This window comes from Leptospira gomenensis, assembly GCF_004770155.1.
GTDB lineage: Bacteria > Spirochaetota > Leptospiria > Leptospirales > Leptospiraceae > Leptospira > Leptospira gomenensis.
Genome location: NZ_RQFA01000026.1, coordinates 106,247 through 132,299, shown reverse-complemented (window position 1 = coordinate 132,299; position 26,053 = coordinate 106,247). Strand labels below are relative to the sequence as shown.

27 protein-coding genes are annotated in these 26,053 nt (G+C 44.2%); 13 read left to right on the top strand and 14 right to left on the bottom strand.

Annotation, left to right across the window (positions count from 1 at the left end):
* Positions 1-183 precede the first annotated feature (183 nt).
* From EHQ17_RS05350 to EHQ17_RS05340, 3 genes are all read right to left on the bottom strand, one after another.
* Complete coding sequence (locus tag EHQ17_RS05350) at positions 184-1,242, bottom strand: tetratricopeptide repeat protein (protein ID WP_135591344.1); 1,059 nt, start codon at positions 1,240-1,242, stop codon at positions 184-186.
* A gap of 20 nt (positions 1,243-1,262) precedes the next feature.
* Positions 1,263-1,610, bottom strand: coding sequence for an LIC10301 family lipoprotein (locus tag EHQ17_RS05345; protein WP_135591342.1), 348 nt, complete (start codon positions 1,608-1,610; stop codon positions 1,263-1,265).
* Positions 1,611-1,734: 124 nt separating this feature from the next.
* Positions 1,735-2,025: an STAS domain-containing protein gene (locus EHQ17_RS05340; protein ID WP_135591340.1), complete on the bottom strand. Its 291-nt coding sequence runs from the start codon at positions 2,023-2,025 to the stop codon at positions 1,735-1,737.
* A 122-nt stretch (positions 2,026-2,147) separates the two neighbouring features.
* Between EHQ17_RS05340 and flgB the strand changes: the two genes are divergently transcribed.
* From flgB to fliE, 3 genes are all read left to right on the top strand, one after another.
* Entirely contained in the window at positions 2,148-2,579 is a 432-nt protein-coding gene (flgB, locus tag EHQ17_RS05335) for a flagellar basal body rod protein FlgB (RefSeq protein WP_135591338.1), read from the top strand.
* A gap of 65 nt (positions 2,580-2,644) precedes the next feature.
* Entirely contained in the window at positions 2,645-3,106 is a 462-nt protein-coding gene (gene flgC, locus EHQ17_RS05330) for a flagellar basal body rod protein FlgC (protein WP_135591336.1), read from the top strand.
* A gap of 2 nt (positions 3,107-3,108) precedes the next feature.
* Complete coding sequence (gene fliE / locus EHQ17_RS05325; protein WP_135591334.1) at positions 3,109-3,492, top strand: flagellar hook-basal body complex protein FliE; 384 nt, start codon at positions 3,109-3,111, stop codon at positions 3,490-3,492.
* A 293-nt stretch (positions 3,493-3,785) separates the two neighbouring features.
* Here fliE and EHQ17_RS20115 read toward each other — a convergent pair whose 3' ends face one another.
* Together EHQ17_RS20115 and EHQ17_RS05310 are read right to left on the bottom strand one after the other, a co-directional pair.
* Positions 3,786-4,457, bottom strand: coding sequence for a hypothetical protein (locus tag EHQ17_RS20115; RefSeq protein ID WP_246057410.1), 672 nt, complete (start codon positions 4,455-4,457; stop codon positions 3,786-3,788).
* Between the two features lie 206 nt (positions 4,458-4,663).
* On the bottom strand, positions 4,664-6,346 hold the full coding sequence (locus EHQ17_RS05310; RefSeq protein ID WP_135591330.1) for a P83/100 family protein: 1,683 nt from the start codon (positions 6,344-6,346) through the stop codon (positions 4,664-4,666).
* Between the two features lie 122 nt (positions 6,347-6,468).
* Here EHQ17_RS05310 and serC point away from each other — a divergent pair, with 122 nt between their 5' ends.
* From serC to EHQ17_RS05290, 4 genes are all read left to right on the top strand, one after another.
* Positions 6,469-7,596, top strand: coding sequence for a 3-phosphoserine/phosphohydroxythreonine transaminase (gene serC, locus EHQ17_RS05305; protein ID WP_135591328.1), 1,128 nt, complete (start codon positions 6,469-6,471; stop codon positions 7,594-7,596).
* Positions 7,596-8,183 (top strand): hypothetical protein, encoded by a 588-nt coding sequence (locus tag EHQ17_RS05300; protein ID WP_135591362.1) that lies wholly within the window; start codon positions 7,596-7,598, stop codon positions 8,181-8,183. Before serC ends, EHQ17_RS05300 begins: the two co-directional genes overlap by 1 nt.
* Before the next feature lie 98 nt (positions 8,184-8,281).
* Positions 8,282-8,716: a ribose 5-phosphate isomerase B gene (gene rpiB / locus EHQ17_RS05295; RefSeq protein WP_135591326.1), complete on the top strand. Its 435-nt coding sequence runs from the start codon at positions 8,282-8,284 to the stop codon at positions 8,714-8,716.
* Positions 8,717-8,727: 11 nt separating this feature from the next.
* Positions 8,728-10,521 carry a glucanase gene (locus EHQ17_RS05290; RefSeq protein WP_246057409.1) on the top strand — a complete coding sequence of 598 codons (1,794 nt, stop codon included), beginning with the start codon at positions 8,728-8,730 and terminating at the stop codon, positions 10,519-10,521.
* On the opposite strand, the gene EHQ17_RS05285 is transcribed toward EHQ17_RS05290, so the two are convergent.
* Genes EHQ17_RS05285 through EHQ17_RS05265 form a run of 5 tightly spaced genes read right to left on the bottom strand, consistent with a single transcriptional unit; the run spans position 10,483 to position 14,764 of the window.
* Positions 10,483-10,899, bottom strand: a complete 417-nt coding sequence (locus tag EHQ17_RS05285; protein WP_135591324.1) for a hypothetical protein — start codon at positions 10,897-10,899, stop codon at positions 10,483-10,485. The two genes, EHQ17_RS05290 and EHQ17_RS05285, sit on opposite strands and share 39 nt — an antisense overlap.
* On the bottom strand, positions 10,896-11,090 hold the full coding sequence (locus EHQ17_RS05280) for a CopG family transcriptional regulator (protein ID WP_135591322.1): 195 nt from the start codon (positions 11,088-11,090) through the stop codon (positions 10,896-10,898). The genes EHQ17_RS05285 and EHQ17_RS05280 overlap by 4 nt, the downstream gene beginning before the upstream one ends.
* Complete coding sequence (locus tag EHQ17_RS05275; RefSeq protein WP_135591320.1) at positions 11,090-11,680, bottom strand: hypothetical protein; 591 nt, start codon at positions 11,678-11,680, stop codon at positions 11,090-11,092. The genes EHQ17_RS05280 and EHQ17_RS05275 overlap by 1 nt, the downstream gene beginning before the upstream one ends.
* An 18-nt stretch (positions 11,681-11,698) precedes the next feature.
* Positions 11,699-13,828: a hypothetical protein gene (locus EHQ17_RS05270; protein ID WP_135591318.1), complete on the bottom strand. Its 2,130-nt coding sequence runs from the start codon at positions 13,826-13,828 to the stop codon at positions 11,699-11,701.
* A 6-nt stretch (positions 13,829-13,834) separates the two neighbouring features.
* Positions 13,835-14,764 (bottom strand): hypothetical protein, encoded by a 930-nt coding sequence (locus EHQ17_RS05265; protein ID WP_135591315.1) that lies wholly within the window; start codon positions 14,762-14,764, stop codon positions 13,835-13,837.
* Positions 14,765-14,822: 58 nt separating this feature from the next.
* Here EHQ17_RS05265 and EHQ17_RS05260 point away from each other — a divergent pair, with 58 nt between their 5' ends.
* The 3 genes from EHQ17_RS05260 to EHQ17_RS20370 all read left to right on the top strand — a co-directional run bounded on the left by EHQ17_RS05260 (position 14,823) and on the right by EHQ17_RS20370 (position 16,880).
* Complete coding sequence (locus EHQ17_RS05260; protein ID WP_135591313.1) at positions 14,823-15,794, top strand: metalloenzyme; 972 nt, start codon at positions 14,823-14,825, stop codon at positions 15,792-15,794.
* Positions 15,795-15,973: 179 nt separating this feature from the next.
* The gene (locus tag EHQ17_RS05255; RefSeq protein WP_135591311.1) at positions 15,974-16,333 is read left to right on the top strand and encodes a YceK/YidQ family lipoprotein; all 360 of its coding nucleotides are present in this window, start codon (positions 15,974-15,976) and stop codon (positions 16,331-16,333) included.
* A 160-nt stretch (positions 16,334-16,493) separates the two neighbouring features.
* Complete coding sequence (locus tag EHQ17_RS20370; protein ID WP_425460678.1) at positions 16,494-16,880, top strand: YceK/YidQ family lipoprotein; 387 nt, start codon at positions 16,494-16,496, stop codon at positions 16,878-16,880.
* Positions 16,881-17,018: 138 nt separating this feature from the next.
* Here the strand turns inward: EHQ17_RS20370 and EHQ17_RS05250 are convergent, their stop codons facing one another.
* Together EHQ17_RS05250 and EHQ17_RS05245 are read right to left on the bottom strand one after the other, a co-directional pair.
* Entirely contained in the window at positions 17,019-18,155 is a 1,137-nt protein-coding gene (locus EHQ17_RS05250) for a tetratricopeptide repeat protein (protein ID WP_135591309.1), read from the bottom strand.
* A complete protein-coding gene (locus EHQ17_RS05245) occupies positions 18,152-19,765 on the bottom strand; it encodes a fibronectin type III domain-containing protein (protein ID WP_135591307.1) in 1,614 nt (537 codons plus the stop codon). The genes EHQ17_RS05250 and EHQ17_RS05245 overlap by 4 nt, the downstream gene beginning before the upstream one ends.
* Before the next feature lie 156 nt (positions 19,766-19,921).
* Between EHQ17_RS05245 and EHQ17_RS05240 the strand changes: the two genes are divergently transcribed.
* Complete coding sequence (locus EHQ17_RS05240; RefSeq protein WP_135591305.1) at positions 19,922-20,584, top strand: class I SAM-dependent methyltransferase; 663 nt, start codon at positions 19,922-19,924, stop codon at positions 20,582-20,584.
* Between the two features lie 60 nt (positions 20,585-20,644).
* Here EHQ17_RS05240 and EHQ17_RS05235 read toward each other — a convergent pair whose 3' ends face one another.
* Both EHQ17_RS05235 and EHQ17_RS05230 read right to left on the bottom strand, forming a co-directional pair.
* Positions 20,645-21,427, bottom strand: coding sequence for a prohibitin family protein (locus tag EHQ17_RS05235; protein WP_135591303.1), 783 nt, complete (start codon positions 21,425-21,427; stop codon positions 20,645-20,647).
* A gap of 100 nt (positions 21,428-21,527) precedes the next feature.
* Positions 21,528-22,817, bottom strand: a complete 1,290-nt coding sequence (locus EHQ17_RS05230; RefSeq protein ID WP_135591301.1) for a sugar transferase — start codon at positions 22,815-22,817, stop codon at positions 21,528-21,530.
* Positions 22,818-22,930: 113 nt separating this feature from the next.
* On the opposite strand from EHQ17_RS05230, the gene EHQ17_RS05225 reads away from it, so the two are divergent.
* Both EHQ17_RS05225 and EHQ17_RS05220 read left to right on the top strand, forming a co-directional pair.
* A complete protein-coding gene (locus tag EHQ17_RS05225; RefSeq protein WP_135591299.1) occupies positions 22,931-23,698 on the top strand; it encodes a response regulator transcription factor in 768 nt (255 codons plus the stop codon).
* Entirely contained in the window at positions 23,682-25,742 is a 2,061-nt protein-coding gene (locus tag EHQ17_RS05220) for a sensor histidine kinase (protein WP_135591297.1), read from the top strand. Before EHQ17_RS05225 ends, EHQ17_RS05220 begins: the two co-directional genes overlap by 17 nt.
* Positions 25,743-26,053 lie beyond the last annotated feature (311 nt).

The window sequence follows — 26,053 nt, the reverse complement described above, 5'->3', positions numbered from 1 at the left end:
AGGATTTCGTGATAGGGGGATTCTGCGGGAGGTTTTCCCGCCACCTCTCCTCCACCACCCAATCAGGGTGGGGCGCCCGCGTTTCACGGCAAAATCGTAGGAGTTACGACGTGATTCCTGTCTTAAAACGGAATTTCCTCCCCACTTCAAGCTACGGCCGAACCGACAGAAACGGACGATCGATCAATACGGCGATCGGGAAGGAAACATATGAAAGATCTTAGAGTCGTTTTCCTTTAACAATTCCGCGATATCCAGAGCCTCTTGAATCTTTCTCCTTTTGTCGGGCTCTTCCTGAATCCAAGCCGTTACGAAAGATTCGAGTCTCCTATAATCCTTAATGAACGAAAGAGAACGAATGTACTGGATTTTATCCTCCTCTTCCGCGATCTTAAACTGAACGACCTGTTGATACGTGGAAGCCGCAGCGCGATAGTTGCCGGTATTGTAATACGCGTGCGCCAAAAACCGTTTCTCCTGAAACGGAAGTTCTCCGTATTGATTGTAGATTTTGATCGCTTTCCGAAAATTCTGGTGAATGTCCATTACAAGTCTTGCATGTATCAGCATGTATTCGCGTGAAACAAAACCTTCCTTAACGAATTCCACACATTGAGCGTATGCATCCGCTTTGTTTCCTAAGAGAAAATTGGACTTCAAAAGAAGCAACTTCGCGTTTCTAAAATTCGGTTTTAGTTCGACGGCCCGTTCCGACTCCGCTTTGGAACGCAGATAATTCCCGGTTTCAAAGTGCGCCAAAGCCAGATTCATCCTGTAAAACGGGTTGTAATTCGAAAGTTCCACCGCTTTTTGAAAGTATTCCAAAGAACGGGGCCACTTGTTTCTCTGAACGAAGATCATCCCCAAAAGATAATAAGAAGGATCGTGTCCCGGTTGAATTTGAATCGCCCGTAAAAGGGAATTTTTAGCCTGAGGATATCTTCCCTGAGCGTATAACAAAGCTCCTCTCAGATAATTGAATTCGACCGAATTTTCGTCGAGTCTCTTGATCTTATCGACGTTCAGAGAAGCGCGGGAGAGATTGTTGGAGCGGATCAGATTTACGGTTTCCGTATTGAGAGCGGCGATTTGGACCCTTCTACGTGCGGCCTCGGTGGGATCCAGAGGGGTTTGTTCCGAATGAGAAGAAGAGCCTCCTGTGGAAGGAACATCCTCCTCGTCGCCGGCAAACAAAATTCCCGTGCTCAAAAAAAAGGTCAAAAGCAGGGAAACACGATTCATAGGTATTCTTCCGAAAAGTATCAATGCTTCTCGAAGTATTCCACGTTATTTTCTTTTTTATTGAGAAGTTGAAGTTCCTTATCGTTCACTTTTACGATTCTGTATTCCAGATCGAAAGCGAGATCGGCAAGATTGAAATGAATGTCGTCGTCCTTCATTTTATACGTCAGATGAAACGTATCGTATTTCGCCAAACCGTCGCGAAGAATCTCCAGATGACTTCCTTTCCCCTTATCCGGATTGGGACATTCCCCGGTTTCGGGGCAATTTTTCACCTTTATCCAATTTCCTAAAATCAACTCTTCCTTTTTTTTACAAGCGCCCAGAAAGAAGAATAGAACGAGGCAAATCAAAATCGCTTTTTTCATAGATTCAAAATTAGAAATCCGTTCTTCGGTGTCCAATGAAAATCTTCTACGTTCTCTTCCCGGAACGACTCGGACTGACGCAGTCGTTTCCCTAAGCCGAAGAAATCGGGTCCGACGAAACGAATCACTGGGGATCGAGATATTCCTTGAGGTTCAACACTTCGAACGTGTTGAGAAGATCTGGATGAATGGAACTGATTTTACAGGAAATTCCTTCCGAGCGGGCGTTTTTAAGAAACCAAACCAGAGAACTGATCGAAATCGAATTCATAACGGGAATGTCCCCGAGATTGATGACGATCCGTTTCGGTTTCCGGGAAATCGCTTCCATCAACATGGTTCGGAACGCGTAATAATCGTTGAATAGAACGGAGAGATCCGGGGTGATTTCGATTGTTTCTGGAGTTTCGGACATCGTAATTTCGCTTTCGTTTTTCTCGAATACTCCATTTATTTCGGAAGAAAAAACCGATTTCCTCAAAAAAATCTCTTCCGAAAAATCCAAATTCAACCGATTTTTTAGAGGGGAGAAAAATAATGTTTGAGAAAACCCATTTTATGAAAACCCAAGACCTGTTGGAACGGGGATTGAATCATTCCGTTTTTAAACGAAAGGTGATCTCGGACAATATCGCAAACGCGGACGTTCCCCACTTCAAACGATCCGAAGTGATCTTCGAATCCATGATCAAACGCGCCGTAGAATCCGAAAAGATCGAAGCCGCAAAAACGGTTCCGACACAGATTTCGGACGAACGACACATTTCATTTTTCAAACCTTTGGACTATCGGGAAGTTCAACCCAAAGCGAATATCGATTACCTAACGACTATGCGAGCCGATGGAAACAACGTGGACGTGGAAAAGGAAGTCGTAGAAGCCTCCAATTCGCAAATGCAATACATGATGATGTCCGAACGGATCAACCAAAATTACCGGGATTTAAAACAAGTCATGAGAATGGCCTAATTCTTTTTAATAATTTTCTTGAATTCAAAGTAATGAGACATAATTTTAATCTTTAGGAAGTAGCCATGGGACTTTTTTCATCGATCAATATTTCCGCGACAGGCTTATCCGCGCAGCGATTGAGAATGGATGTGATTTCCAACAATATCGCCAACTCGACTACGACGCGAAACACCAACGGAGACGGTCCGTTCCGCCGGGATCGGGTCGTAATGACTCCGATCAACTTACGAACCCGTTGGAGAAGTCCCGTATATCCGTTCGGTGTATCCCCCGGAGAAGGAAAAGGCGTCAAGGTGATGAAGATAGAAAAGGACATGACCCCGCTTCGATTGGTCTATGATCCGACCCATCCCGATTCGATACAGATCGGTCCCAAAAAAGGGTACGTGGAAATGCCGAACGTAAACATCGTCACCGAGATGACGGATATGATTTCGGCCTCCCGTTCCTACGAAGCAAACGTTCAAATGATCAACGGATCCAAAGCGATGTTCAACAAGGCTTTGGAAATAGGTAGGGCTTAATCATGCAAATCAATTCGAACTCGTCACTCTGGAATACGTATAACTCCGGTTATAACGGAAACAAACCGCACGCGCTCAACCCGAAAGGGGACAAAGTGGACGTTTTCACGACGGAAGAAAGACATTACAAAGACGTAAAACAACCGGTATCTCCGGACTACGTCGCGGAAAGTTTTTCGGAGGCGATGAAAAACGCGCTTACTTCCGTAAACGACCTGCAAGTGGACGCGGACGAACTAACACAAAAGATGGTGTTCGATCCGAACTCGGTGGACGCCCACGAAGTGATGATCGCTTCCGAAAAAGCGCGAGTCGCCCTGACATTCACCAAAACCATCGCCGACGGAGTCGTTCGCGCATACAGGGAACTGACTTCTTTAAGATAATCGGATAAATCATATTTTTCGAATATTCTGATTTTAAGATTCGTTTACTGCGGGGCGGCTTTCGCTCGAGTTTCCGGTCTTCAAAATATTATGCAGAAACGGCGAAACCGGGCTTGCTCCGGGTTCGTCGCAAAGCGACTCATCCCTCACTCGATTTTATACAACTTTCGCGTTCGTCCGCGAAAGTTCGTTCGGGACGCGACGCGCCCTCCGCATCCCTTCCGCGGGCTTTCTTCGACAAATTTTTCCAATCTTTCTGGGGATTCGAAATCAGACCGTTTGATGGGTTTTCATCAAATAGAAAGTTCTCTTTCCATCGTTCTTCGAACGAGTTTTCGATTTTCCTCGAACAACTCGGAAACGATCGAAATCCATTCTTTATAATCTTCTTTTTGGATGGAAGATGCGCTTTCGATTTCTTTGCAAATTTTTTCCACAAAGGATTTTAAAGAATCGTTCTCCATCAGATATTCCTCCAAGCCGTCGCTTAACATTTCGCCGAGTTGATCGGGACCGAATTGTCCGCGGAAACTTCTTGCAGCAGCTAAAGAAAGAATTTCCTCGCACCAACCCCATCTTTCTATCAGCTCTTGAATATCGTCGCTTTGATAAACCTCATGATCCAGGTCGTTCGTACGTAAAAAGTCTACGTAATTTTCGATATACTTTTTGTCTAAGAGAGCTAAGGCGACAACCGCGTGAGCACCCGCGTGTTCTTCTTCAGAGGACCAAAGCACCGCAACTTTTCGGTTCTGATCGATAATCTTATAAACGTAATTTAAGATCGGCTCGTGAAGCTCTGCGTGTCGGATCGCCTGCGAATAAAAACTTCTCTCGGCTGCAAAGGGTCTTTCGGAACTTGTAGATTCTTCCCAAGCCGGAAAGAATGTTTCCGATTTCGTTATAAAAGCGTCGATGATTTGATTTAGAATTTTTTGAATTTCTAATAAACTAAGTTCCGCCATTTAGTTTATCCTTTCGATTTTAAGGATTGAATTTGAAGTTAACAACCTAAAAACTTCACGTTCAAAATTTATACGTTCCGAATATAAAAAAACCGGGTATGAATCCCGGTTTTTTAAGTTTTACACTCGAGCTCGAAATCTCGCGATTCGAACTCGATGAATTATTTCCTGAACTCGGCGCCTCGCTTTCTATGGATCGCTCGGCGTTACGGTTTGATCTTCTTAATCAATTTCAAATCCGCTTTATTAAAAACGGTGATCTGAATGCTACCCGAGCCTTCCTCTTTGCCGGTCACGTAGATTTTTTCGCCGTAAAAGGTCACGTTCGAATTCGGACTGATTTCTTCCGAAGACTTCGCTTGTTTTTTCAAATCCTTACCGAAACGGGAAAGATAATATTTTTCCTGCACTTCTTCGAAGGCGTAAATCTCGTCGCCTTTTACGATCATAGGAGAACGCCAGAAAATATTGTCCTCTGCGGAAATGGTCGGCTTTAACGTTTCCTGATCGATGAGAATGAGTTTGTGATTGGACGAGTGCCCGTCTTCGAACCCGATCACGAGCGCCTTTCCGTCCACGATTTCGAACGTCCTTCCGCAGATTTTATTGAAATCGCCGCGGATGATCGTGTCGTCGTTGGTCGGATCGAGCACTTGCAGTTCGTTATTGTAATGACCTTTATCAAGATATTTCAGGGTTTTTAAAAAAAGGATTTTGCCGCCGACAACGTTCTTGTCGAATTCCTCTTTTTTCTTTTCTTCTTCCTTTTTGGCTTCCAATTCCTTTTTGGTTTCGGCCAATTCCTTTTTCAGCTCGGACTCGCTTTTTTTATCGTCGGAAGAGGATTTGGAATCGCCGCCCGATTTGCTTCCGGAATCGCTTTTGGAATCGTTCGACTTGGAAGAATTCGAAGAGCTGCTGGAGGAGGAACTGTTGTTGTTTTTTCTATCCTCTTCCTTCTTGACTACTTCCTTCTCCTTTTCCTTCAGTTTCTCTCCTTCTTTTTTGGCGGATTCCTTTTCCTTTTGAATCTGCTCTTTTTCCTTTTTCTTTTCCGTTATCTGCTGTTTGTTCTTTACGGGATCCTTATTGAGCTCCTGAAGCTCTTTGTCGGTTTTGGTTTCTTTGTCGGAAAGTTCCTTCTGTTTGTTTTTGTTTTCTTCCTTTCTACGGTTTACCTCGTCCAATTCCTTTTTGTTTTTTTCCCGCTGTAGATCGTCGAACTTTTCCTTTTCGTATTTTCCTTCCTTCTTTTTATCGAGATCCTTATTGACTTCGTCTTCCAACTCGTCCGTATGAACGTCCTTACCGTCTCCGGTTAGGACGTTTTCCACCAAAGGAATCAGAATCTGGGTTTTACCCGGCCATTCCGAATAACGTTTTGCGATCCCGATCGAACCGACGTTCAAGACCTTCATTACGGAATTGGAATATTTTTTTCCCACGTACGTTTTGTCTTTTCTGTGGATGGCATTGTAGTAAAGGATATATGTCGCGAGAATATCCGAATTTTTGTCGTCGTATCCGAAATTCGATTTCACGAAACCGGCTACGATCCTTTGGATCGAATTGATGTGACCGTAGTCGCTGTCTTCCGAAATCGAAAAAACGTCCGCTCCGAATTTTTTCTCTTCCGGTGCGATCCGAACCACGCTTATGCCGCCTTGACTGTGCGATTTGTTCGGATCCTTTTTGAGGGCTTCGGCCAAACCGATCCCGGCTTTTTCGTTCGTGCCGCGGATCTCTTCCCCTGCGCGCGCGGCGGAGCGATTGATGAATTGGACTCTTCCCGAGGATCGGACCTCTTTTTCACCGAGTTTGGAATTGTCTTGGGACGCCAAGGAAAACGATAATCCTAAGAATAAGACGACAACCGAAATTCTGAACATTCTAAATTACTCCTTTTGAATCCGACCACGGACGATCTTCCGACCAGTGGATATCCTATTCACAAACATTCCGTCGAGACAAGGATTTTTCCCTACTTCCAAACTTCTTTCCTGGAAGAAAGTTGATCCCCAAACTCCCCTCTGCGACCGTAGCGATTATGTATCGATTCCAGGAAAGAATTTACAATTTCGGAGCCGGACCCGCGATGCTCCCCAACGAAGTGATGGAAATCGCGGCGGCGGAATTCTTGAATTATAAGGGTTCCGGAATGTCTCTCATGGAAGTGAGTCACCGCGAACCCTTGTTCGAAGACGTGCTTCAGGAAGCGGAATCCCTTCTACGCAAACTTTTGAATATAGGAGAAGGATATTCGGTCGCGTTTTTTTCGGGAGGAGCCACGTTGCATTTTTCGGCGCTGCCGCTCAATCTTCTCAAAGAGGGAGAAAGTTTCGACGTGGCTCATACAGGAATCTGGACGAAAAAAGCCTGGGAAGAAGGATTGAAGTTCAACGGTGTGAACGTGATCTACGACGCGACTCCGAACAATTTCACCGAAACACCCGTCCTAACCGAAGCGGATCTTTCCGGAAAAGGCAAATATCTGCATATCACTTCCAACAACACGATCTACGGAAGTCAATATCCGAAATTGCCTAAGATTCAATCGATACCTCTCGTGGCGGATATGACGAGCGAACTTTTATCGCGCAAAATCGAAGTCGCCGACTTCGGAGTGATTTTTGCGGGAGCGCAGAAAAACATAGGACCTTCCGGTTTGAGCGTGTTGATCATCCGAAACGATCTGATCGGAATTTCCGGAAGAAAAATTCCCGTGCTTTTGGATTATTCGGTGATGATCAAAAACAAATCGTTATACAACACTCCGGCGACGTATTCCATTTATATCGCCAAACTCGTCTTCGAATGGCTCGATAAACTCGGAGGTGTCTCCAAGATGGAAGCCGTAAACGAAGAGAAAGCGAAATTGTTATACGACTTCGTAGATTCTTCTTCGTTGTATGTTTGTCCCGTACAAAAAAAATCCCGTTCCAAAATGAACGTAGTCTTTCTTTTAAAGGACAAAAAATTAGAGACGAAATTTTTGGACGAGGCGGAAAAAAACGGTCTTCACGGATTGGGAGGACACAGGCTCGTGGGAGGTTTTCGCGCTTCCATCTACAACTCCATGCCTTTGTCGGGAGTCCAAAAACTCGTTTCGTTTATGAAGGAGTTCGAATCCAAGGCATGATGAAACGGATCGGTTTTCGAAAAATCGCCGCCTTGGCAATCGGAGCCTTTTCGGTTTCGGGTAACGTATCCGCTTCTTCGTTGAATTTTTTGACGAAACTTCCGATCCAGGAATGTTTTGCGACCGATAGCTCCGGAGAACAACCTTCGGACTTGTTTAAATCGACGCTTCCTCTCGAGGAAAAAAAAAGACTGGCCGAATCGATCGCTCTTCAGGAAGGAAAAAGTAGATACAAATCCGTCCTTTGTATTCAAGACAAAAAACTCTCCGAGGAGGAATATTCCGTTCTACTCGAGGATTGGAATCGACATCTGACGACGTATGCGGAATTGAATTCCTATTACGAAAACTACGTTCTTTCCGACGAAAAAACGCGTTCCTTAAATTCGATCGAATGGGAACTACTCAACCTACATCTCAAACAAAAACGGGAACTTACGGTCCGTATGAGCGACGCGGTTACTCTGGCCCTCAAAGGGGAAAAAATCTCCGAAGACAATTTTACGATGATATATCTTTCCCTGTTTTTGGTTCAGTTGGAGTTCTGGGACGCGATGCCCAAAGCCTATCGCGACAACGTATTATAAAACGACTTTGTCGTTTCGATCGACCGGAAGCGAATTATCCTCAAAGGCAATTATTTGCTTGAAACCTAGCGAAACTCGGAACATAAACAATTTAGAACATGAAAAAAATCGGAATCGCCTCGGATCACGGAGGCTTTGAACTTAAGGAATTTCTCCGCACCTCGCTCAAGGAAGAAGCGGAGATAGTGGACTACGGAACCAAAGACGAATCCTCCGTGGATTATCCCATCGTCATTGCAGACGCTTGTAAAAAAGTTCTTTCCAAAGACGTGGAAGGACTGATCGCGTTGTGCGGAACGGGAATCGGAGCGTCCATCGCCGCCAACCGACTTTCGGGAATTCGCGCCGCACTTTGTCACGATCAATTCACGGCGGAAATGTCGAAACGTCACAACAATGCCAACGTACTCGTGTTAGGTGGACGTATCATAGGCAAGGAATTGGCTCTCAATATCGTTCGAACTTGGCTTCGTACGGAATTCGAAGGCGGACGTCACGAAAGAAGAGTCAATCAACTGGAAACACTCAACTGACCGAACTTCGGATGCGATCGATCAAACAATTCAAACGGAAAAACCTTCCCGTTTCGACGCGGGCGCTGATTTTATTTCTTTTCTGTATCGCTTCGATACGTTCGGAAACCAAAAACTTCTCCTTTGCAGAATTGAAACGGGACGGACTGGAACTTTCCGGAAAAACTCTCGAAACCCAAATTCTTCGATTGCAGACCAAGGAAAGGAGTTCCGGAGCGGACTTATATCTGAACTTCGATTCAGGAAACCCCTCCGATCTAAAGGATCTATTAGGAAATTATAAAGTTCTTTCGTCTTCGTATCTATCCGATTCCGAAAACGTATTCCACGCGAAAAAAAGCGCTCGGTTTTCCGGAAAACGCACCGGAATCAGAATCGCACATTCCAGAACCGGTCTTCTGACTTCTTCGGATCTCACCGAGGAATTTTATATCGGCTTCAGCATTTTACCGGGAACAGTGGAAAAGGACGCGACGCTCATCTCCAAATTGTACGAAACCTCGGGAAACACGTACGGATGGGATCTTAAAATAGCGGACGACAAACTCAAGATCGGATTTTATTCGTTTTTCGAAACGGAGGAAAAAAGATATTTATCATTACGCCTTACGGCAAACTCTACCCTGTTAAAAAACCAGTGGAATCGAATCATACTACATTTTATTCCCGCTGAAAACGAAATCGTACTTTATCAAAACGGAAAAGAAGCGGCAAGAGGATCCGTTCCGTCTAACAAGAATTTGGCGAGAATCGGATTCCATCCCGAGGATACGACGTCGTTTCGTATCGCGAGCTCCTATTACGGCTGGATGGAGAATTTCGGAGTTTTCCGCGGTAAACCGAACCCGGCTTCGGAAGACGTCTCGTTTTCTCCGCAAGAATTCGATCCGGAAACGCATACCGCCAAAACGAAATTCGGTTCCGCGATTTCTCCCGTTTATAAAAGTAAATATTCCGGTTCGTTTTTGGAGGAATTTCAACTGAAGGCGAACATACCCGTATCCTCCGCGATCGAGTTGTATCTCAGAGTATCTCCGACTCCGTTCACTCCCGCAGCGGAAGGTCCTGCCTGGATCGGAGTGGACTTAAGAAAATTAGAATCTTATAAATTAGATTCCTCGGAGCCGGACGTTTACAGAATTCCACTAAAGGATTCTTTGAAAAAATTCCTGGGCTTAAACGAGAATAAGGAAGATCTGTTACCGTTTCGATATTATCAATGGAGAATCAAATTCAAATCCGATTCCTTAGGAAATACTACGCCGGAATTAAAACGTCTGGTTATGGTTTTTCGGGAAACCACCCCTCCCGTAAAACCGATCGGCCTTAAGGTCGCAGAAAATTCCGTTGATGATTCCGGTCCTTCCGTGTGTTTAATCTGGAAATCCAATCCGGAACGGGAAGTAATCCAAGGAGGAGGATATTTCATTCACTACGGAATCCATCCGGATCGAATGGTGGGAATCGTTCGCGGTACGTTTCCGGAAAACGCCGGAGTTCCCGATAAAAAAAGCAGACCTCGTCATCCGGCGTCCGACTTTCTGGATCCGATCACTGGGTTACCCGCGGGGAAAACACACTTAAATATTCAAGAATATTATAATAAACTCACGACGTGCGTGGATAATCGCATCATATCGCTGAATTCGGAAATCCTTCTGGAAAAAAACCAACTTTTCCTCAAAAAAGGAACGGCGTATTATTTCAGAATCGGGGCGTACAACAGATTTTATCACTTCCAAACGGGAAAAGATCAGATCTCGCCGCTAAGCGATCCCGTCGAAGTTTATTTCTTGAGCGAATAAAACCCGGATCATCCTTTGATCGGGAATCGTTCTGTCAACGGTGATAAAGCCGTCCAAATCCCTTTCGACTGCGACGGCTATCTCATTCCAAACCCAATCCGATCCTCCGAACTCTCCGGAAAATTTCAGCGAAAGGGAAAGATTTTGCGTACGGAATTCGAAAACCTCCAGACAAAGCCGTTTGATTTGATTCCAAATGATTTCCTTTTGAAGTTGATCCTTTTGTTTTTCCAATAACGGCAAAATCGAAACCGTACCCGTGTAAAAAAGGTGCTGATCCTTAATCAGCTTCGCGAGAGATTCCGCGACGGAGGATTTTAGAGGTTCGGAACCTTCTACGATCGTCTCCAATACGGATTTAGAAAGATAGTATTTCATAATTTTATTAAGTTCTTCAGAACGGAAAGCGCGTCCAATCGCTCGTAGGAATCGGATCGATAGATTTCGTTGCGCAATGACAAACGCAACATTTCTCCCGCGGAAAGATTTCGTTTTTCCGCCTCTTTTTTTAAGAGCTCCAATTCCTCTTCGGTCATCAGAAGTTGAAACCGTTTATCCACCTTAGCCATCAGTTTTCCTCGCGCATTTCCTTATCGTTTTTGAGGTACGCTCTAAAATAAATCTCTGCGTCCTGGATTTGTCCTAGTGACTGATAAATCGAAGCGATATTATAGTTGGCTTCGTTAAGACGAAAATCGTATTTAAAGGATTTCTTAAATATCTGGATCGCACGATCCTCCCTGCCTCCGTACCACTCCGACATCGCCCAGAGAAAATGCCACTTGCCGAGATCGGGATCTCTCGGAGTTGCCGAAGACAGGTATTCCAGAACTTCCCCGAACAACTTGGAAGCGAGCAGATAATTCTCCCTGATCTTTTTGAGCTTTTCCATTCTCGAAAACACGTCCTCAGAATGTTCCGGAAGTGACAAATCCTCCCGATAAAAAAGGGCGCGCGCGTACCACAACTTCATCGTGACGTCGCTCGGATTTTTATCGACATACGTTTTCAAAAACGGAATCGAAGCCGTCTCCTCTCTCGTCTCGTTCATTTTGAGGATTTTTTCTTTGACGGCCAGGTTCCATTCCCGCCTGTTTTCCTCGCCCGCCTCGGAGGAAAAAAAAGCGCATAGGAAAATAAAAATATATAAGTATTTCATAATATTTTTATTCGATTTTTATAAATACGTGAATAGGTTTTTTCCGTCCTTGGGAAAAAAATCGGCCTTAAACTCGTAAGCGGCACCGAGTTTATCCAACACGGATCGTAGAGACGATTCCAGATCCTTTCTCGTATATATCCCGAAAACACCGACTCCGATTCCGAAACACATATCCTCCGGACCGATAAATTCTGCGATCTCTGAAATGGCGGTTTTGCGAAGCGATTCCAGCTTGGAATAATCTTTACCGTGGAACTCGACGTAGTACGATTTAGTAATACCCCTTTCCCCGTCCGTCGAAATTCTCATCATATGAATTCTGGACGAAACGATATCCCGTTTATCCCTGAATAACTCCCCTAGGATTTTACGATCGTACTTTTCGAAAGAGGGAACGACGGGTTCCAACGAATGAAAGATAAGATTTTCGATTTCCTGCGAGGCCGACTCGGAAGGGGGATCCTTAAAAAGGAGGAAAAATCGAAACGGTATTCCGAAATTGGAAAGTGTGATCGTAAGCATGGTGATGCAGGATTCCAAATCGGCTGGATCGAATTTTTTCCGGAAGAATCGGTCGTTTTTTCTTTCTTCCGTAATACCGATGAGGGAATACTCGCCGGATTCCTTTCCGATGTACTGATCGTCGTAGAGAAAGATCATGTTTTCGACAGTCTTTTCCTTTAGTCCGTAAGTGACGAAAGGATTATAACTTCCGTTTCTGCGGTCGTAGTAGTGGATCGCAAAACCGGAAAGTTTAAGATGAGAGAATACCGAAATATAGTATTTTAGAATAAACGAATATTCGGATTCTAACCCGTAGCTCAATTCGTCCAGAACCTCGAGAATTTTTCTACGATCCCTGACCGTCAGCGAATCGAGCCATTTCCTGTAACCGGGCCCCAATTCCAAACGTTCGGTCGATGCCGCAAAGGCCGGTTCCGGAATCGGCCGCGAGAACGGATCCACTTCTGCGGTTTTGTTCGGCTCTGCGGAAGGTTCGGATGGTTCCGGAGCGCGAACCTTGGCGATCAACGTTTCCAATTCCGGATTAAAGATTTCGGACCGTTTCCGTTCGAGTTCGGGAGACGTCGTTGCGGATGTTTTGAACTTTTCTGGATCCCGTAAGAATGCCGGCGTAATAAATCCTTCCGCCTTGAGTTCGAACGGAAGAACGAAAATAGAAGATCCTTCTTTTTTCACTTCTTTGAGAATGATCGGAGCGGATTTTAAATCGAAGTCCACTTCTTCGGACGAAAGCGTTTTGATCTCCTCGCTTTTGTCCTTTTCCAAAAGTTCGAGAGCTTTCTGTTTTGCGGTCTGCAATCCGCTCACGCCTTTGGAGATATGGGAGACGATATCCTGAATTTCCTTACCTTCCTTGTCCGAAAAAAGATCCCGTCTCATTCGTAAAAGACGAACCGTCAAATCGATTAGGAATAAGAACGCGAACAATCCCGATAAAAATAAAAATCCCAGTCCTTCGTTGCCCGGTTTCAGAATCAGAACTCCTTTGACGAACGAGAACGAATTTTCCGGTGCAGCGTAGTAGTATCCTATAAACGGAAACTTACCGATCGTTAAACGAGTGACTTCATTTTGAGAACGGCCCAGATCCGATATAAGAATGGAAGCGATCTGATCCCCGTTGATTCCTTGGTATTGTTTTCCAGGCTCGATATATCCGCCGAACTTCAGATCGGGAACTAGGATAGAATCCGTTCCTCCGAAAGAGATTCGAAGACGATCCTCTCGGATCTCCGCGAGAATCATCCGCTTCTCGGTAGGATCGGGAATACAAAGAACCAAAGAGGACTTTAAAAAAAACAGACGACTCGCGCCTTCCTTTAAGGTTTCGGAAAGTAATTTCCCTTCCGAGTCCCTGCGCCCCGTCAATTCGGATTCGGAAACGGATTTTATCCCCGAAACCGAAGGGAATTCGAGTTGGATCTTATCCTGGTCCGAAAAAGATTTCGTGTTTCGAATTCCCGTTTCCAACCGACCGAGCTCTTCGTTGAAGTTTACAAAAACTGAATGTATTCTGGATTTAAAATAAACCCCTTCCGGGAAATACGGAACGAACAGATAATAAAAAAAGGAAAGTACGGAAACGGTCAGTAAAGCGATCCTAAGTTTCAGGCCGATCATAGTTTCTCAGTTCTCCCGTTTCAAAAGAAGTAATATCTTCAGGAACACGTCCCTCAACCTGAGAATTTTTTCCCTACGATCGAATTCCTGTTCCACCAAAATTGAATGTACTAAACTGGAGGAAAGTATTCCCAATCCGCACATGGCCGTTAGAAAAAAGAAGAATAAAAAAATCTGAATACTCTGTTTCGTTCTGGATCCTTTATCGTACGAAAGATAAATCGTATTGGTTCCGATTTTGTTCTTCTCCCAAAGGGCTCGATCCTTCCATTCCTTTGCGGGTTTGTTGAACTCCGCGAGGATCTCCTCGAGATTTTCCGGATACGCCAACGAACGAAGATCGTTGGAAGCGATCAGAGTATCGTTCCCCGTTCTACCGGATTCGAAAATCCAGTACACCTGTTTATCGCGGATATTAAACGGAAGAGAAATCTGTTTTCCGAGAGCGAACCCTTTCATCCAAAGAAACCATTCGCCGTTGCGAGTCCGATACAAAGGGATTCCGGACCGATCGAAGTTGAAATCGGACGGAGCAACTTTTAGATCGCCCAATCTCAAATCTCCGTTAAACACCTCTTTGGTTTCTTCGTTCGCGTACACAAGTCGATACGAGGAGTCGTAAATTTTCAGGGATTTCAATTCCAGATTCTTCAAAAGAGTTTCTCCCAGTTCTTTCGCGTTTCGATCGGGAGGGAAATTGCGAATCGAGGATTCTATCTTTGAAGCGGCTTCGAACAACGGAGCCTTTCTGGATTGATTCCAGACGTTTAAGAAATTCTCCCGTTTCAAATAACCTTCGTTTCCGGCCGGATTCAAAGGAAATACCGCGGCGGACTCTTTCCATTCGTCGTGAAAAAAAGAGATGGAAACCGGAATCAGCCCGATTAGAATGAGCGTCAGAGCCGAGACGATTTTTATGTAAAAGTTGGACGTCACTGTTTTTAGTATCGGCCCTTTTGGTCCAACCGGAAAGAAGAAAACCTGCTATAAATTTATGATCTTTTACATGTTCATCGACGGAATCGGCTTCGGGCCCGACGATCCGACCACAAATCCGTTTTCCAAATACGCGAAATCGTTTTTTCTGCCTCTGGCCGGCAAACCGATTCCCGCAAACTCTCCGGAAATTCTGAAGAATACGGTTTTTCTGAAGACCGACGCTTCCTTGGGAATCAAAGGTCTTCCGCAAAGCGCGACGGGACAAACCTCCCTTTGGACGGGGATTAACGCGTGTAAGGTGTTGCAACGTCATTTGAGCGGATTTCCGACCTTCACGCTCAAAAAAATCATCAGCAAATATTCGATTCTGCGGATTTTAAACGAACGCGGATTTAAGGCGGATTTATTAAACTGTTACTCGCCTGCGTTTGCGGAACACGTCAAAAAGAATCCCCGTCATATTTCGGCCTCGACCCTGATTCAAATGGCGAGCGACAAACCCTTGAAAGGAATGGAAGAACTTCGTCAGGGCAAGGGTTTGTATATGGACATCACCCACGAATTTCTGAAAGAATTTTCCAGCGAACATTTGGACGAATCGGACGAACTTTTAAAAATCCGAGATCCGTATGAAACGGGCAAATCCATCATCCGAAACTGTAAGGCTGACGATTATACACTTTGTATCTATGAGTTTTTTCTAACGGACAAAGTCGGTCATAAGATGAATTGGGAAGCTGCTCAGAAATACATTGGAGAATTGGAATCTTTTATCACGGGCGTTTTGGAAGAATTGGATCCAAACGAAGACCAGTTGATCGTCACTTCGGATCATGGAAATTTAGAGGACCTAAGCGTCGATGTTCATACGATTAATCCCGTTCCCACGATTCTTTACGGAAAGTTCACTCCGATTTTTGAGAAGAAGGTTCGGGCGATCGTGGATATTCCGCATGTGATCTACGATATTCTCGGAATCGACATAGAACTCAAGGACGAAGAATTCATCAAAACGGAAACCGTCTAAACTTATCCCGAAATCGTAAAATCCATCCATCGAATCGATCGACCCGACTTCCTCGGAATTCCAATCTTTACTCTCGAAACACATATCACCTTTGATTTCAAAATCAAACTAAGGGTGCAAAAATTCAAGACGTGCTAGCATTCATTTGACATTTCTTTTTTCGAATCGATGCTGATTTTATGAAAACCCAAAGCGGATTTCCCTTTTTTATCTGCTACTTGTTGTTTACCGTCGCCTTACTACAAAACTGCGCGACGTTATGGGGAATCACTCATTCAACGCGTGCCGCCTATCATTGTCCGGCCTCCTATGATACTACGATCGCTCCAAGCGAACGGTTTAGTCCTATGTTCGTAGGTGTTAAACTGCATTTTAATCCGAGGGGAAATGTAGGAATTCTTACTTTTATAGATCTTCCGTTAAGTCTTGCTCTCGATACGTTGTTATTGCCGATTACGCTGCCGGTTACGGTTTTGTATTATTGGATGGATATCGACGGAAAACGGGAGGAATTACGTAAGAGGGGAAGCTGCCGATAATACCAGCAACTCTCTCTAATTCCGCAACGTATTTCAAAAAAAGATAGAATCCCTTGGAAGTGAGTTTCGGGAGTTTATCAAGGCGGAATCATAATTTAAAATACAACAGTTTATAACAAAATTTGAAAAAACTTCTACGTCCTTTATAATTTTGCGAATTATGAAAGTAAACGTGACAGCCATTATCTGGATTTTTTTAAGTTTCTTCTTTTTTCAAAGCTGTGCGACAACGTGGGGCTTATTCAACTCTTCACGAACAACATACTATTGCCCAAAGTCTTATGATACAAGCATAGCGCCGAGTGAACGTTTTAGTCCAATGTATGTCGGTGTAAAGATTATTTTTGATTCGATTTGGAATAGGAAGTACAGCGAAATTCTATTAGTAGATCTTCCGTTAAGTTTTGCCTTAGATACGTTGTTATTGCCGATTACGGTTTTGTATTACTGGATGGATATCGACGGATCTATTGATAAACGTAGAGAACGACTTTGGAATGAATATAGACTTTCAACTACAAGTCAAGGTTGCCAGAAGCCGTTTTAGCTCCTATCCTACTGATATCAAACCAAAATATTTAGTAGAACTTACAACGTACAAATAAGACAACAGTAAATTTTTGGTTTGAGGCTAGTATTCTACTTCATTCGCATCGAAGAAAAAGATTAGAATTTAAGAATATTTTCAGTCGAACCTTTCCTGCTCCAAATCCTCTTTGCTCTTCGTCTTATCCGATTCCTTGTAGTGAAGATTGTCCTCGACTTGATCGAGAGATTCCTTTTTCCAAGCGCTCGCTTTCCGCCCGACGGGAGAATCCGGATATTTGTCGGTGGCTTCCTGAAAAAGTGCGGCGGCCTTTTCGTATTTCCCGTTTCTGAAATAAATCGTTCCTTTACGGAAAAGAGCCGTCTGATCCAGGGAACCGTCCTGGTTTTCGAGAACTTTATTCAAATATTGTAATGCAGCATCCGACTTACCGACCGCCTCGTAACTTTCCGCGGTATAATACAAGGCCTGCTCTTCCGCCTTGGGACTGACTCCCATTTCGAGCGCCTTTTTAAACGTGTCTATCGCTCCGTAATATTGTTTACGAACGTAGAGTTGTCTCGCCTTTTCCAGGATTCCGCTTCTGAATTCGGAACTCACCTTTTCCTTTTCCGGATCGAAGTAGAATCCGGCCTGCGCGTAATCGTCGTAGACGTCGTATGCGGACCAGTCCTTTCCCATTCTTCGTAAGGATTTACTCCAACGCACGCGCGCCTTTACGTTTTCCGGATCCTCTTGTAAGGCGAGAACGTAATTCTTGCGGGAAAGATCGTAATTCCCTTTTTTCATATAATAGTCCGCGATGGCAGATAACGCGTTGGAACGTAATTTGGAATCGGCGGAAATACGAAGAACTTCCTCGAGATGTCCCTTACCTTCCTCGTCTCGATTGAGTTGTAAAAGCAGATTCCCCATTGAATACGCAACCTTGGAACGTTCGTCGCGCGCAAGCCCTTCCTTTTGGTTGAGTTCGCGATAAATTCCGAGGGCGAGAAGGCTGTCCTGATTTCTTTCCAAAGCCCGTCCCATATCGTATTTTACGCGAAACGAATGTTCTTCCGGAATTTCCCGAGCGGAAAGTTCGGAGAAAATATCCACCGCTTTTTCGGAGGCTTTTGCGTTGGTTTGTTTGAGGTATTCTTCTCCTTCCTTGATTCGTTCGAGTATATTCCTTCTTTTGGAATCCTCGTCCTGAACCGTGGTCTGATAAACGCCGGTCAACAAACCTGCGCAAATGAATAAGAATCCAGTGATTAATATGATGGAGCGATTCATGGATTTCCTCCGGAGATCCGAGACAGACAACGCTTCGACCAGAATTCTGAGCGTTCCGCGTTGTAAAATTTACTATCTTTGCTGATCAAATGTTTTAGAGCTTCCTTATAATTCCTTCTTCTGTAGTGCGATAGTCCAGTGAAAAATTTCGCCTTTCCCCGCACCGCGGCCGAATTTCCGTTTCCCGTAAAAGGTTTCAAATCGTGGATCGCTCCTTCGTAGTCTCTTTTCCAATAAGTCTTTTTTAATATACGATCAAGTTCGTCGTCGTTGCCGGAAAATTCCTCTTCGTCCTTCCGATTTTGTTCGTCTTTAGTCTCGTCCTTATTCGTGTCCTTATTTTCCTGGACATCCGGTTTTTCCTTTTCGACTTCAACTCCGTTGGAATCGGGGTCTCCGTTGTTTTCGGGTGTTCCTTCGTTTCCTTCTCCGTTCGGACTCGGGTTGATCGTTAGAAAAGATTCGTTCTCTACGAGATTGAATTCCTCCCGTTCTCCACGTTTTACCGTAACTCCGAAAAACATCCGCGTTCCGGCCTTCTTAAGACGGATTTGTGCGGAAGTATCGGGATGTTTAACTTCGCCTAACTTGCGTATGTTGCCGCTCAGAAAAGTCGCGGTTCCCCCGCTCAAAGGTTTCAAGGACTGATAGATCGTATAAGCGGTGTTTTCGTCCGCTTTATCGGGGGCTTTCCAGGAAAGTTTCAACGTTGTATCTTCCGTTTCGGCTACGATATCCTTTACGTGCATTTCATCGTAGGAATATTCCGATTTTTGCATATCTTCGGAAGAAGAACCGTTGTTTTTGTTCGGAGTTCCGATATAAAAAAATCTGACGAAAGATTGTCCGTTGACGAGGGGAAGAATCTCTTTCGCTCCCGAACGAACGCTTACGCCGTAATAGAACGTTTGCGACTTACTCAGGTCTTGGTCCAAAAACGTCGATTCGGGATGACTGAGTTCGGTCAACTTCTCTGCTTTACGCATCAAAGACAAAGAGGACATAGGTTCCGATGAACGATAAACAGTATAAACGGTAGCGTTGGAGATGGCCTTATCGTAGGGACTCCAATTCAACCTAAGGAACTTACCTTCTTTTTTTACGGTGAGGTCCGTGACACGAGCGTCTTCCGGAAGTTCGGGCGTTTTGTTTTCTGTCGCGGTAGTTCCCGGCGTCAGGGCTTGTTCGATCACGACGGGAATCGTGGTGAAGTTTCTTCCGGGAACGAGTTTGATCGTATTTTTTTTCACGTGATGCGCCAACACGACCGCGTAATAATAAGTTCCGGGTTTAAGATTGTAATCGAAAATTTGTGTCACACCGCCGGCGATCCCGCTCGGATATTTTCCGAGAGAATCCGCCACCATACATTTTTCCGGAGTATCTATCATGCTCGAAGAACGTGCCACGATGATCTCGCCGGTTTCTCTGGGCGCGTCCCAGGAAATTCGAATGGAGTTCTCGTCCTTTTTAAGGATCTCCGCTTGAATCGTATTCGCGATGCTATAGTATTCGGGTTGAGAATTGTTAAGCGAAGTGTCTTGCGCTCCTGGAAACGAGACCAACACCAAAAACAGAAATGACGGCGATATCCGGGCGAAAATTCTCATAGAAGGAACGTCTTGCTAATTATATCGACCTCCGTTTCCTTCGAATTTAACCCAGATTTACGTTCGAACAACATTTTAAAAGAAACTTCACATCGGAGATTTGAGTTTGACTTTTGTAGGGCGACCGATTAGACATAATCCGGGAACAGCAGCTTCATGAGTGATTTGGATTATTATGAAAATCCGGAATATCAGAATTTTCTGATATCCAGCAAACGCAGGGAACTTACACCGCCGGAAGTCGTGTTCAAACACTTCCAATTTAAGGAAACCAATCACTTGGTGGATTTCGGAATGGGCTTGGGATTTTTCACCTTAGAACTGAAAAAGCAGCTACCGAAGGACGCTTGGATCTGGGGCGGGGAATGTCAGCAGGATCTTCTCGACGAGGTTCTTCATTGGAAAAATCGAGAGGAAGTCTCCCACTTTACGCCCTTCTTTATCGAAAAATCCGATCACCCTTTGTTGCCCGAATGGATTCCGAGCCCGGACGCGGTTTTTGCGTCTTTGGTTTTGTCCACGTTTCCGGATCCTGGTTTGGCCATGGACGGTTTGATCCGCTCGATGAAACGAGGTGGAAAACTCGTGATCCTCGATTGGGTGAAAAACGAATATTCGATCGGACCTAAAATCAACGACAAAATCTCTTTGGATAAGATGAAATTTTTAGCGGAACTGTATCACTTGGAAATCGTAAAAAACGTAAGAATCTCCGAACACGTCTACGGCTTGGAAGTGATCGCGGGCAAGGACTTCGAGTACGGTTTTTACGATCTCAAAGAAGAGGAAGATACGACGGACGAATTCATACGTTCGTAAAAACATGAAGTCGCTTAACAAAACGGAAGAAGTCGGGTCGCCCCGACCTTTATTTCGGAATTATTTTAATTGAAGAAGTGTGTTAGAACCACCCCCCAAATACGTATCCGGATATTTCCCGTCCCATTTTTTAATCCGTTCCATTTCCACCATCATCGGGGTGATCTGTTGGGATTTTAAACGTAATGTCTCCGCTTCGGCTCTCGCGTTCACGATCTGCTGTTCCGCTTCTATCTTAACCCTTTCCAATTCGTTTTTTGCACGGAGAGCGTCCTGTTCCGCTTTTTGTTTTAGCTCTATCGATTCCGAAAACGTTTTAGAAAATTCGAAATCCTTCATGGAAACTTCGTCCACAAGAATATAAAACTTACCGAGTTTGGTATGTAACGATTCGTGAATTTTCATCGAAACGTTTTCCCTTTTTGTGACAAGGTCGGAAGCCGTAAACTGAGCGGTTACGTGTTTCATCGTTTCAAGAATCGCTGGAACGATGATCGTCTCCTCGTAATCCATTCCAATTTCTTGATATAGCTTGTTGACCTGATTCGGAGAAAGATGATACGTCAAAGTAATCATCGTATGAATCTCCTGCAAATCGCTGGAAGGGGCGGTGGAATTAGCCTCCACTTTTTGGATTCTTACGTCGATTCTTTTGACGGATTGGACCAGCGGAGTGATGAAGTTGATTCCTTCCCCAAGAATTCGATCGGAAACGGAACCGAGATTCGTAACGACGCCTCTGTGACCCGTACCTATACAAACGAAAGGATTGAGTATAAAGACCAAAACCAATCCGATTCCCTTAATCCAATGTTTCCTAAAAAACTGCATAACTTGTTCCATAAACGCCTCTTTTATTTTCGAAGAATACGAATATAAAAGTCTTTCGAGAACGGAGACAAGTTTTTTTAAGACGATGCTAAAAATTCTTTCGGGAATTAAACTAAGAGCGAAAAGATCGATTCAACTTCCAAGTCAAACCCTCGATGATAAATTCCTCCGCCGATTCGGCGATCTCCCGAAATTTTTTGAAAGTCTTATAATTAGAAATTCCTAATGTATTAAACGTCTTCCTATGGTCTAGGATAACCGTCACACAGGCTGCAAACGAAATCGTTCTCCATAAAATTCTAAAAAGAAATTTAGATAAAAAAGTCCGCATTCTAATTCTGAAAAAATCTCCGTGGAATTTAAGATGTTTTTCCTCATCCTTAACGATTTCCAAAAGGGCTCGTTTCACGAAACCTTCCGGAATCTTATCCGCGAGCCTGCGATAAAAACAAATACCGACGACCTCCGCGGCCAACAAAACCATGAGTTTAAGGCGAATGCCTAACAACCTTCTTCCGAAATGAAAGAGACGTTCCGTCCAATTCGAGCTGAGAAGATCTCCTTTCAGGGCGCGAACGCATTCCCCCAAAATCCTCGCGTGCCTTCCTTCTTCCTTAACGAAAAGTTTTAACGCTTCTTTGTAAAAACCGTCGATACCGAAAAGAACCGCCTTATCGATTTCTTTCGCGATCCTTCCTTCGCCGGATTCGCCTAACTGAAACACTGCGAGAGAATAGGCGATCGATCTCATCTCGTTGGGATTTAATTTCAGATTTTCGGAAGTTATCGGCGGTAACGGACGATTTTCGTTTTTACGAAAATGTAATCTCCAAGAGTTCCATCGTATTCCGGTCTTACGTTTTAAAAGCGATGTTTTTAATTTTTTTCGAATCGTTTCCTTACCTACAAGGTTCATCGCGAAAGTCATCAACACTATCTTAAGATCGATCCATAAACTTCTTCGTTTCACGTACGATCTGTCGAAACATAGGGAAACCCTCGCTCCCATACCCGCGTAAATTTGCGATAAACCGGTGATTCCCGGCAGCACGTCCCATCTAAACTCGTAGAAGGTTCCGTTCCAACCGAGACGGTCCAAATCGAATTGTGTCAAAGGACGAGGTCCCACCGCGCTCATATCTCCGGTAAGAATATTAAAAATCTGAGGGAGTTCGTCGATTCCGGTTAAACGAAGCAGACGTCCGAGTTTAGTAACGACTCCGTCCTTCATCGTTCTAAATTTTAGAATTTTAAACTTTCGTTTTGCGATTCCGATTCTTTCCTGCAAAAAGAAAACGGGACGTCCGTCCACGATCAGTATCGTCAGACATATTCCGACCAATAAAGGAGCGAATAACGCGAGCGCGGCGAGCGCCGAAAAGAATTCCATAGTTCGTTTCATATTAGGAATTCTAATCGATCCTAAAAAAGGATTCGCCCCTTCGAGTGCGTATAAGAAAGCACTCAAGTGCTTGACACACCCGCCGGAAAAACCGTATCATCTGACCGTCGAATATGAATCCTAATCCTTTACGGCTTCTCATCGTGGAAGACAACGAAAAACTCAGAAAAGCGTTCGTCTCCGGTTTAACACAATCGGGTCGGGTTATGGTATTATACGATTGTGCAAGCGGAGAAGAGGCCCTCTCTTTTTCTCTTGAAAACGAATTCGACGTAATTCTAACTGATGTCCGATTAGCAGGAACGTTAAACGGAATAGAAACCTTGATCGCTTTGCGGAAGGAATTTCCGCGAAAACCCGCCGTCATTTATTCCATCCAGGACACGGACGAATACTTCCGATCTTTCCGCAAATCCGGAATATTAAGTCATTATTCCTATGTGAGAAAATCGAACTACCTTCTACCGCATATGGTTATTCCTTTGATAGAACTCGCATACGACGGTAAAAGTTTTATCGATCCCGAAATAGAATCGAGAATCGTCGAAGTCAAGGACCGCGACGAAAATTCTCCCATGGCCATCCTTGAGCCGAACGAACAAGTGGTGGCCAAAATGTTAGCGTCCGGAATGAACAACGAACAAATCGCCGCACGTTTGGGATTTAAGGACAAACGAACCATAAGCAGGATCAACGGACAAATTTATGCAGCCTGGGAATTGAACGAATCGACTTCCGACGAAAAAGTTGCTAGAACGAGAGCGGCGTTGATCGTAAAAGAGAACCGCTTTTTACAATGGGAAGAGGACGGTAGAGCGTACTATCGGAACGGTTCGGGGGAATGGATTCTTTGGGATACGACTTTTGAATCTTACGCCTGAAATTCTAATCTGTTCCCTATTCCTGTTTCTTTCTTCCGTATTATTATGGTTAGGCGCTACGACCGCAGTCAATCTGGAAAGAAGGGACGGATCCGCGACGTTTGCGATTTCGATATTAGGAGTTTCCTCCTTATTGTTCGGATTTCTTGCTTGGATCGGCCGGATCGGACTATTCGCAATCTCGGCATTACCCGCCTTATATTTTTTTCCAGGAATTTTTTGTCTGATTCTTATACCGTTCGGATGGTTTTTTATCATCGTTTGGTTTTTGGGGAAGTTGAGGAAATGGAATGTTTACCGTTTTTTTTTCGCGCTTCTGCTTTTTTCCCAGTTTTTCGCGTTTGTTTTTTTACCCGTATGGTCTTCCAAATTTAATATTAATATTTCATTATTTACTTTTTGGTATTCGATTCCTTTTTCTTTCCGCATATCCTATTTGATATACATAGGATTTTGTATATTTATTCCGGTGGTCTCGCTTTACTACTATGAAACTCCGAGCAAAATTCTCTTGGACACGGCGAGAATCCGCGCGGTTCCTTATCTTAAGACGGTCTCCCTTTCACTTTCGGGAGTACTCGTTCTAGTCTCGCTGTTGTTCTTGGGTGGAGAAACCAAACTCATCCCCGATCCCGTTCAACAATCGGCAAGGAACCCCGTGTTATTTTACGGTATTCTGATCGGAATCCAATCGCTGATCCTGTTCGCGGTCCTAGTTTTAGGTCACGCTCTCATCTCCTACGAAATTTTTACCGGCAGGATTCTGCCCAAAATCAGCCTGAGAAAGGAATGGAGAAACGCCGTTTTAGGTTTTTTCACGTTATGCGTCATTTATGTTCTCTCGGCCTCATTTCGGATTCCGATTGCGACAGTCGAAATTTTTATAGCCATTTCGTATTCTACGATCCTGACAAAGACGTTCGTCCTCTATAAAAACAAACGTCTCCGAATGGAAAGGAATGCGGTGCTGAGTTCCATTTTAATTTCGGAGGATAATTCGGAAAACTACGTCGATATAGAGGATCGCTTTCGGAGATCTTTCGACCTTCTCTGTTCCGATATATTAGAAACTTCTAAAGCTCTGTTCGTCAACGAAAGTAAAATTCCGTTCGTTACGGATTTATATCTTAGATTCCCGGCGGGAAACGGATCCTTCGAAACCGTAAGGAAATACTTCGGCAGAGAGGCGGACCGAAACGAAATCTTATATCTGGACGAAAGCGATTCCTCCGAGTATGTGCTCTGTCTTCGAATCGAACACGAACATTCGGGAATCGGTCTTTTTTTTCTCGGTAAAAAAATCGACGGCGGTCTTTATGCGGAGGAAGAAATCGAAATAGCGAGATCGGCCGCTTCTTGGATTTTGCATTCTTTGTTCTTGGAGAGTAATTCTCTGACGTTGAGTTCCTTACAAAGAAAACATATGGAAGAACAGAGAATTCTCGACTATAAAACCAGACAAATGTTACACGATGAAATTCTTCCTGAAATTCATTCTTCCATACTGACCCTTTCGCAAAACGAAAACGAACCGGCATTTAAGGATCAAATTCGAATATTGACCGATCTCCACAAGAAGGTATCATCGTTTGTGCGAGAACTTCCGGATACGGGTCTTGAGATAGGAAGGCTCGGATTGATCGAGACTCTAAAACGAAGAGTTGACGCCGAGTTCGATCCGAAACGTTTTGATTGGAATTTCGATCCGAAGTTGAATCTTAAATTTCCGATTTCAAGTCCGGAAACGCTCGAAATTCTATTTTATGCGTGTAGGGAAACGATACGAAACGCTGCGAAACATTCCGGAAAAAACGAAACCAACAAGATTATGATCTCCTTTTTCGAAAACGATAAAAGGGGAATTTTGATTCGCGTCAAAAACACGATCGAAACCGATAAAAGCCAATCTCCTTCCGTCGCGTCCACGGAACAGGGATTAAAAATACATAGCGCTTTGTTGAAGATTTTCGGCGGCTATCTTACATTAGAGTTTCTGAATGCGAATGAAGCGCTTACGGAAATTTTTCTTCCCGAGCAAAACTAAAAGGATAAAAATCATGAATCCGCTTTCGGTTTTCTTTAAACCGCTTAGAAGGACTTCGACAAAAATAGGAGCGTCCAAAAATAGAACCGATCGCAAACCAACTTTTAAACGCAGGACCAATCCTACAACCCGATTGACGAGCGTCCGAATTTCGGATAATTTTTCGAGGGATCGAGAATCAATCATTCGATCAACGAAAGGTCATCCGGGTGACCCGGTTTTATCGGCCTGGAAACGAATTTTTTTCGTACACATCTACCGCCGCTCGAGTTGATCGTTATGAAATTTCGAACCGCTACCGAAAAGTGATT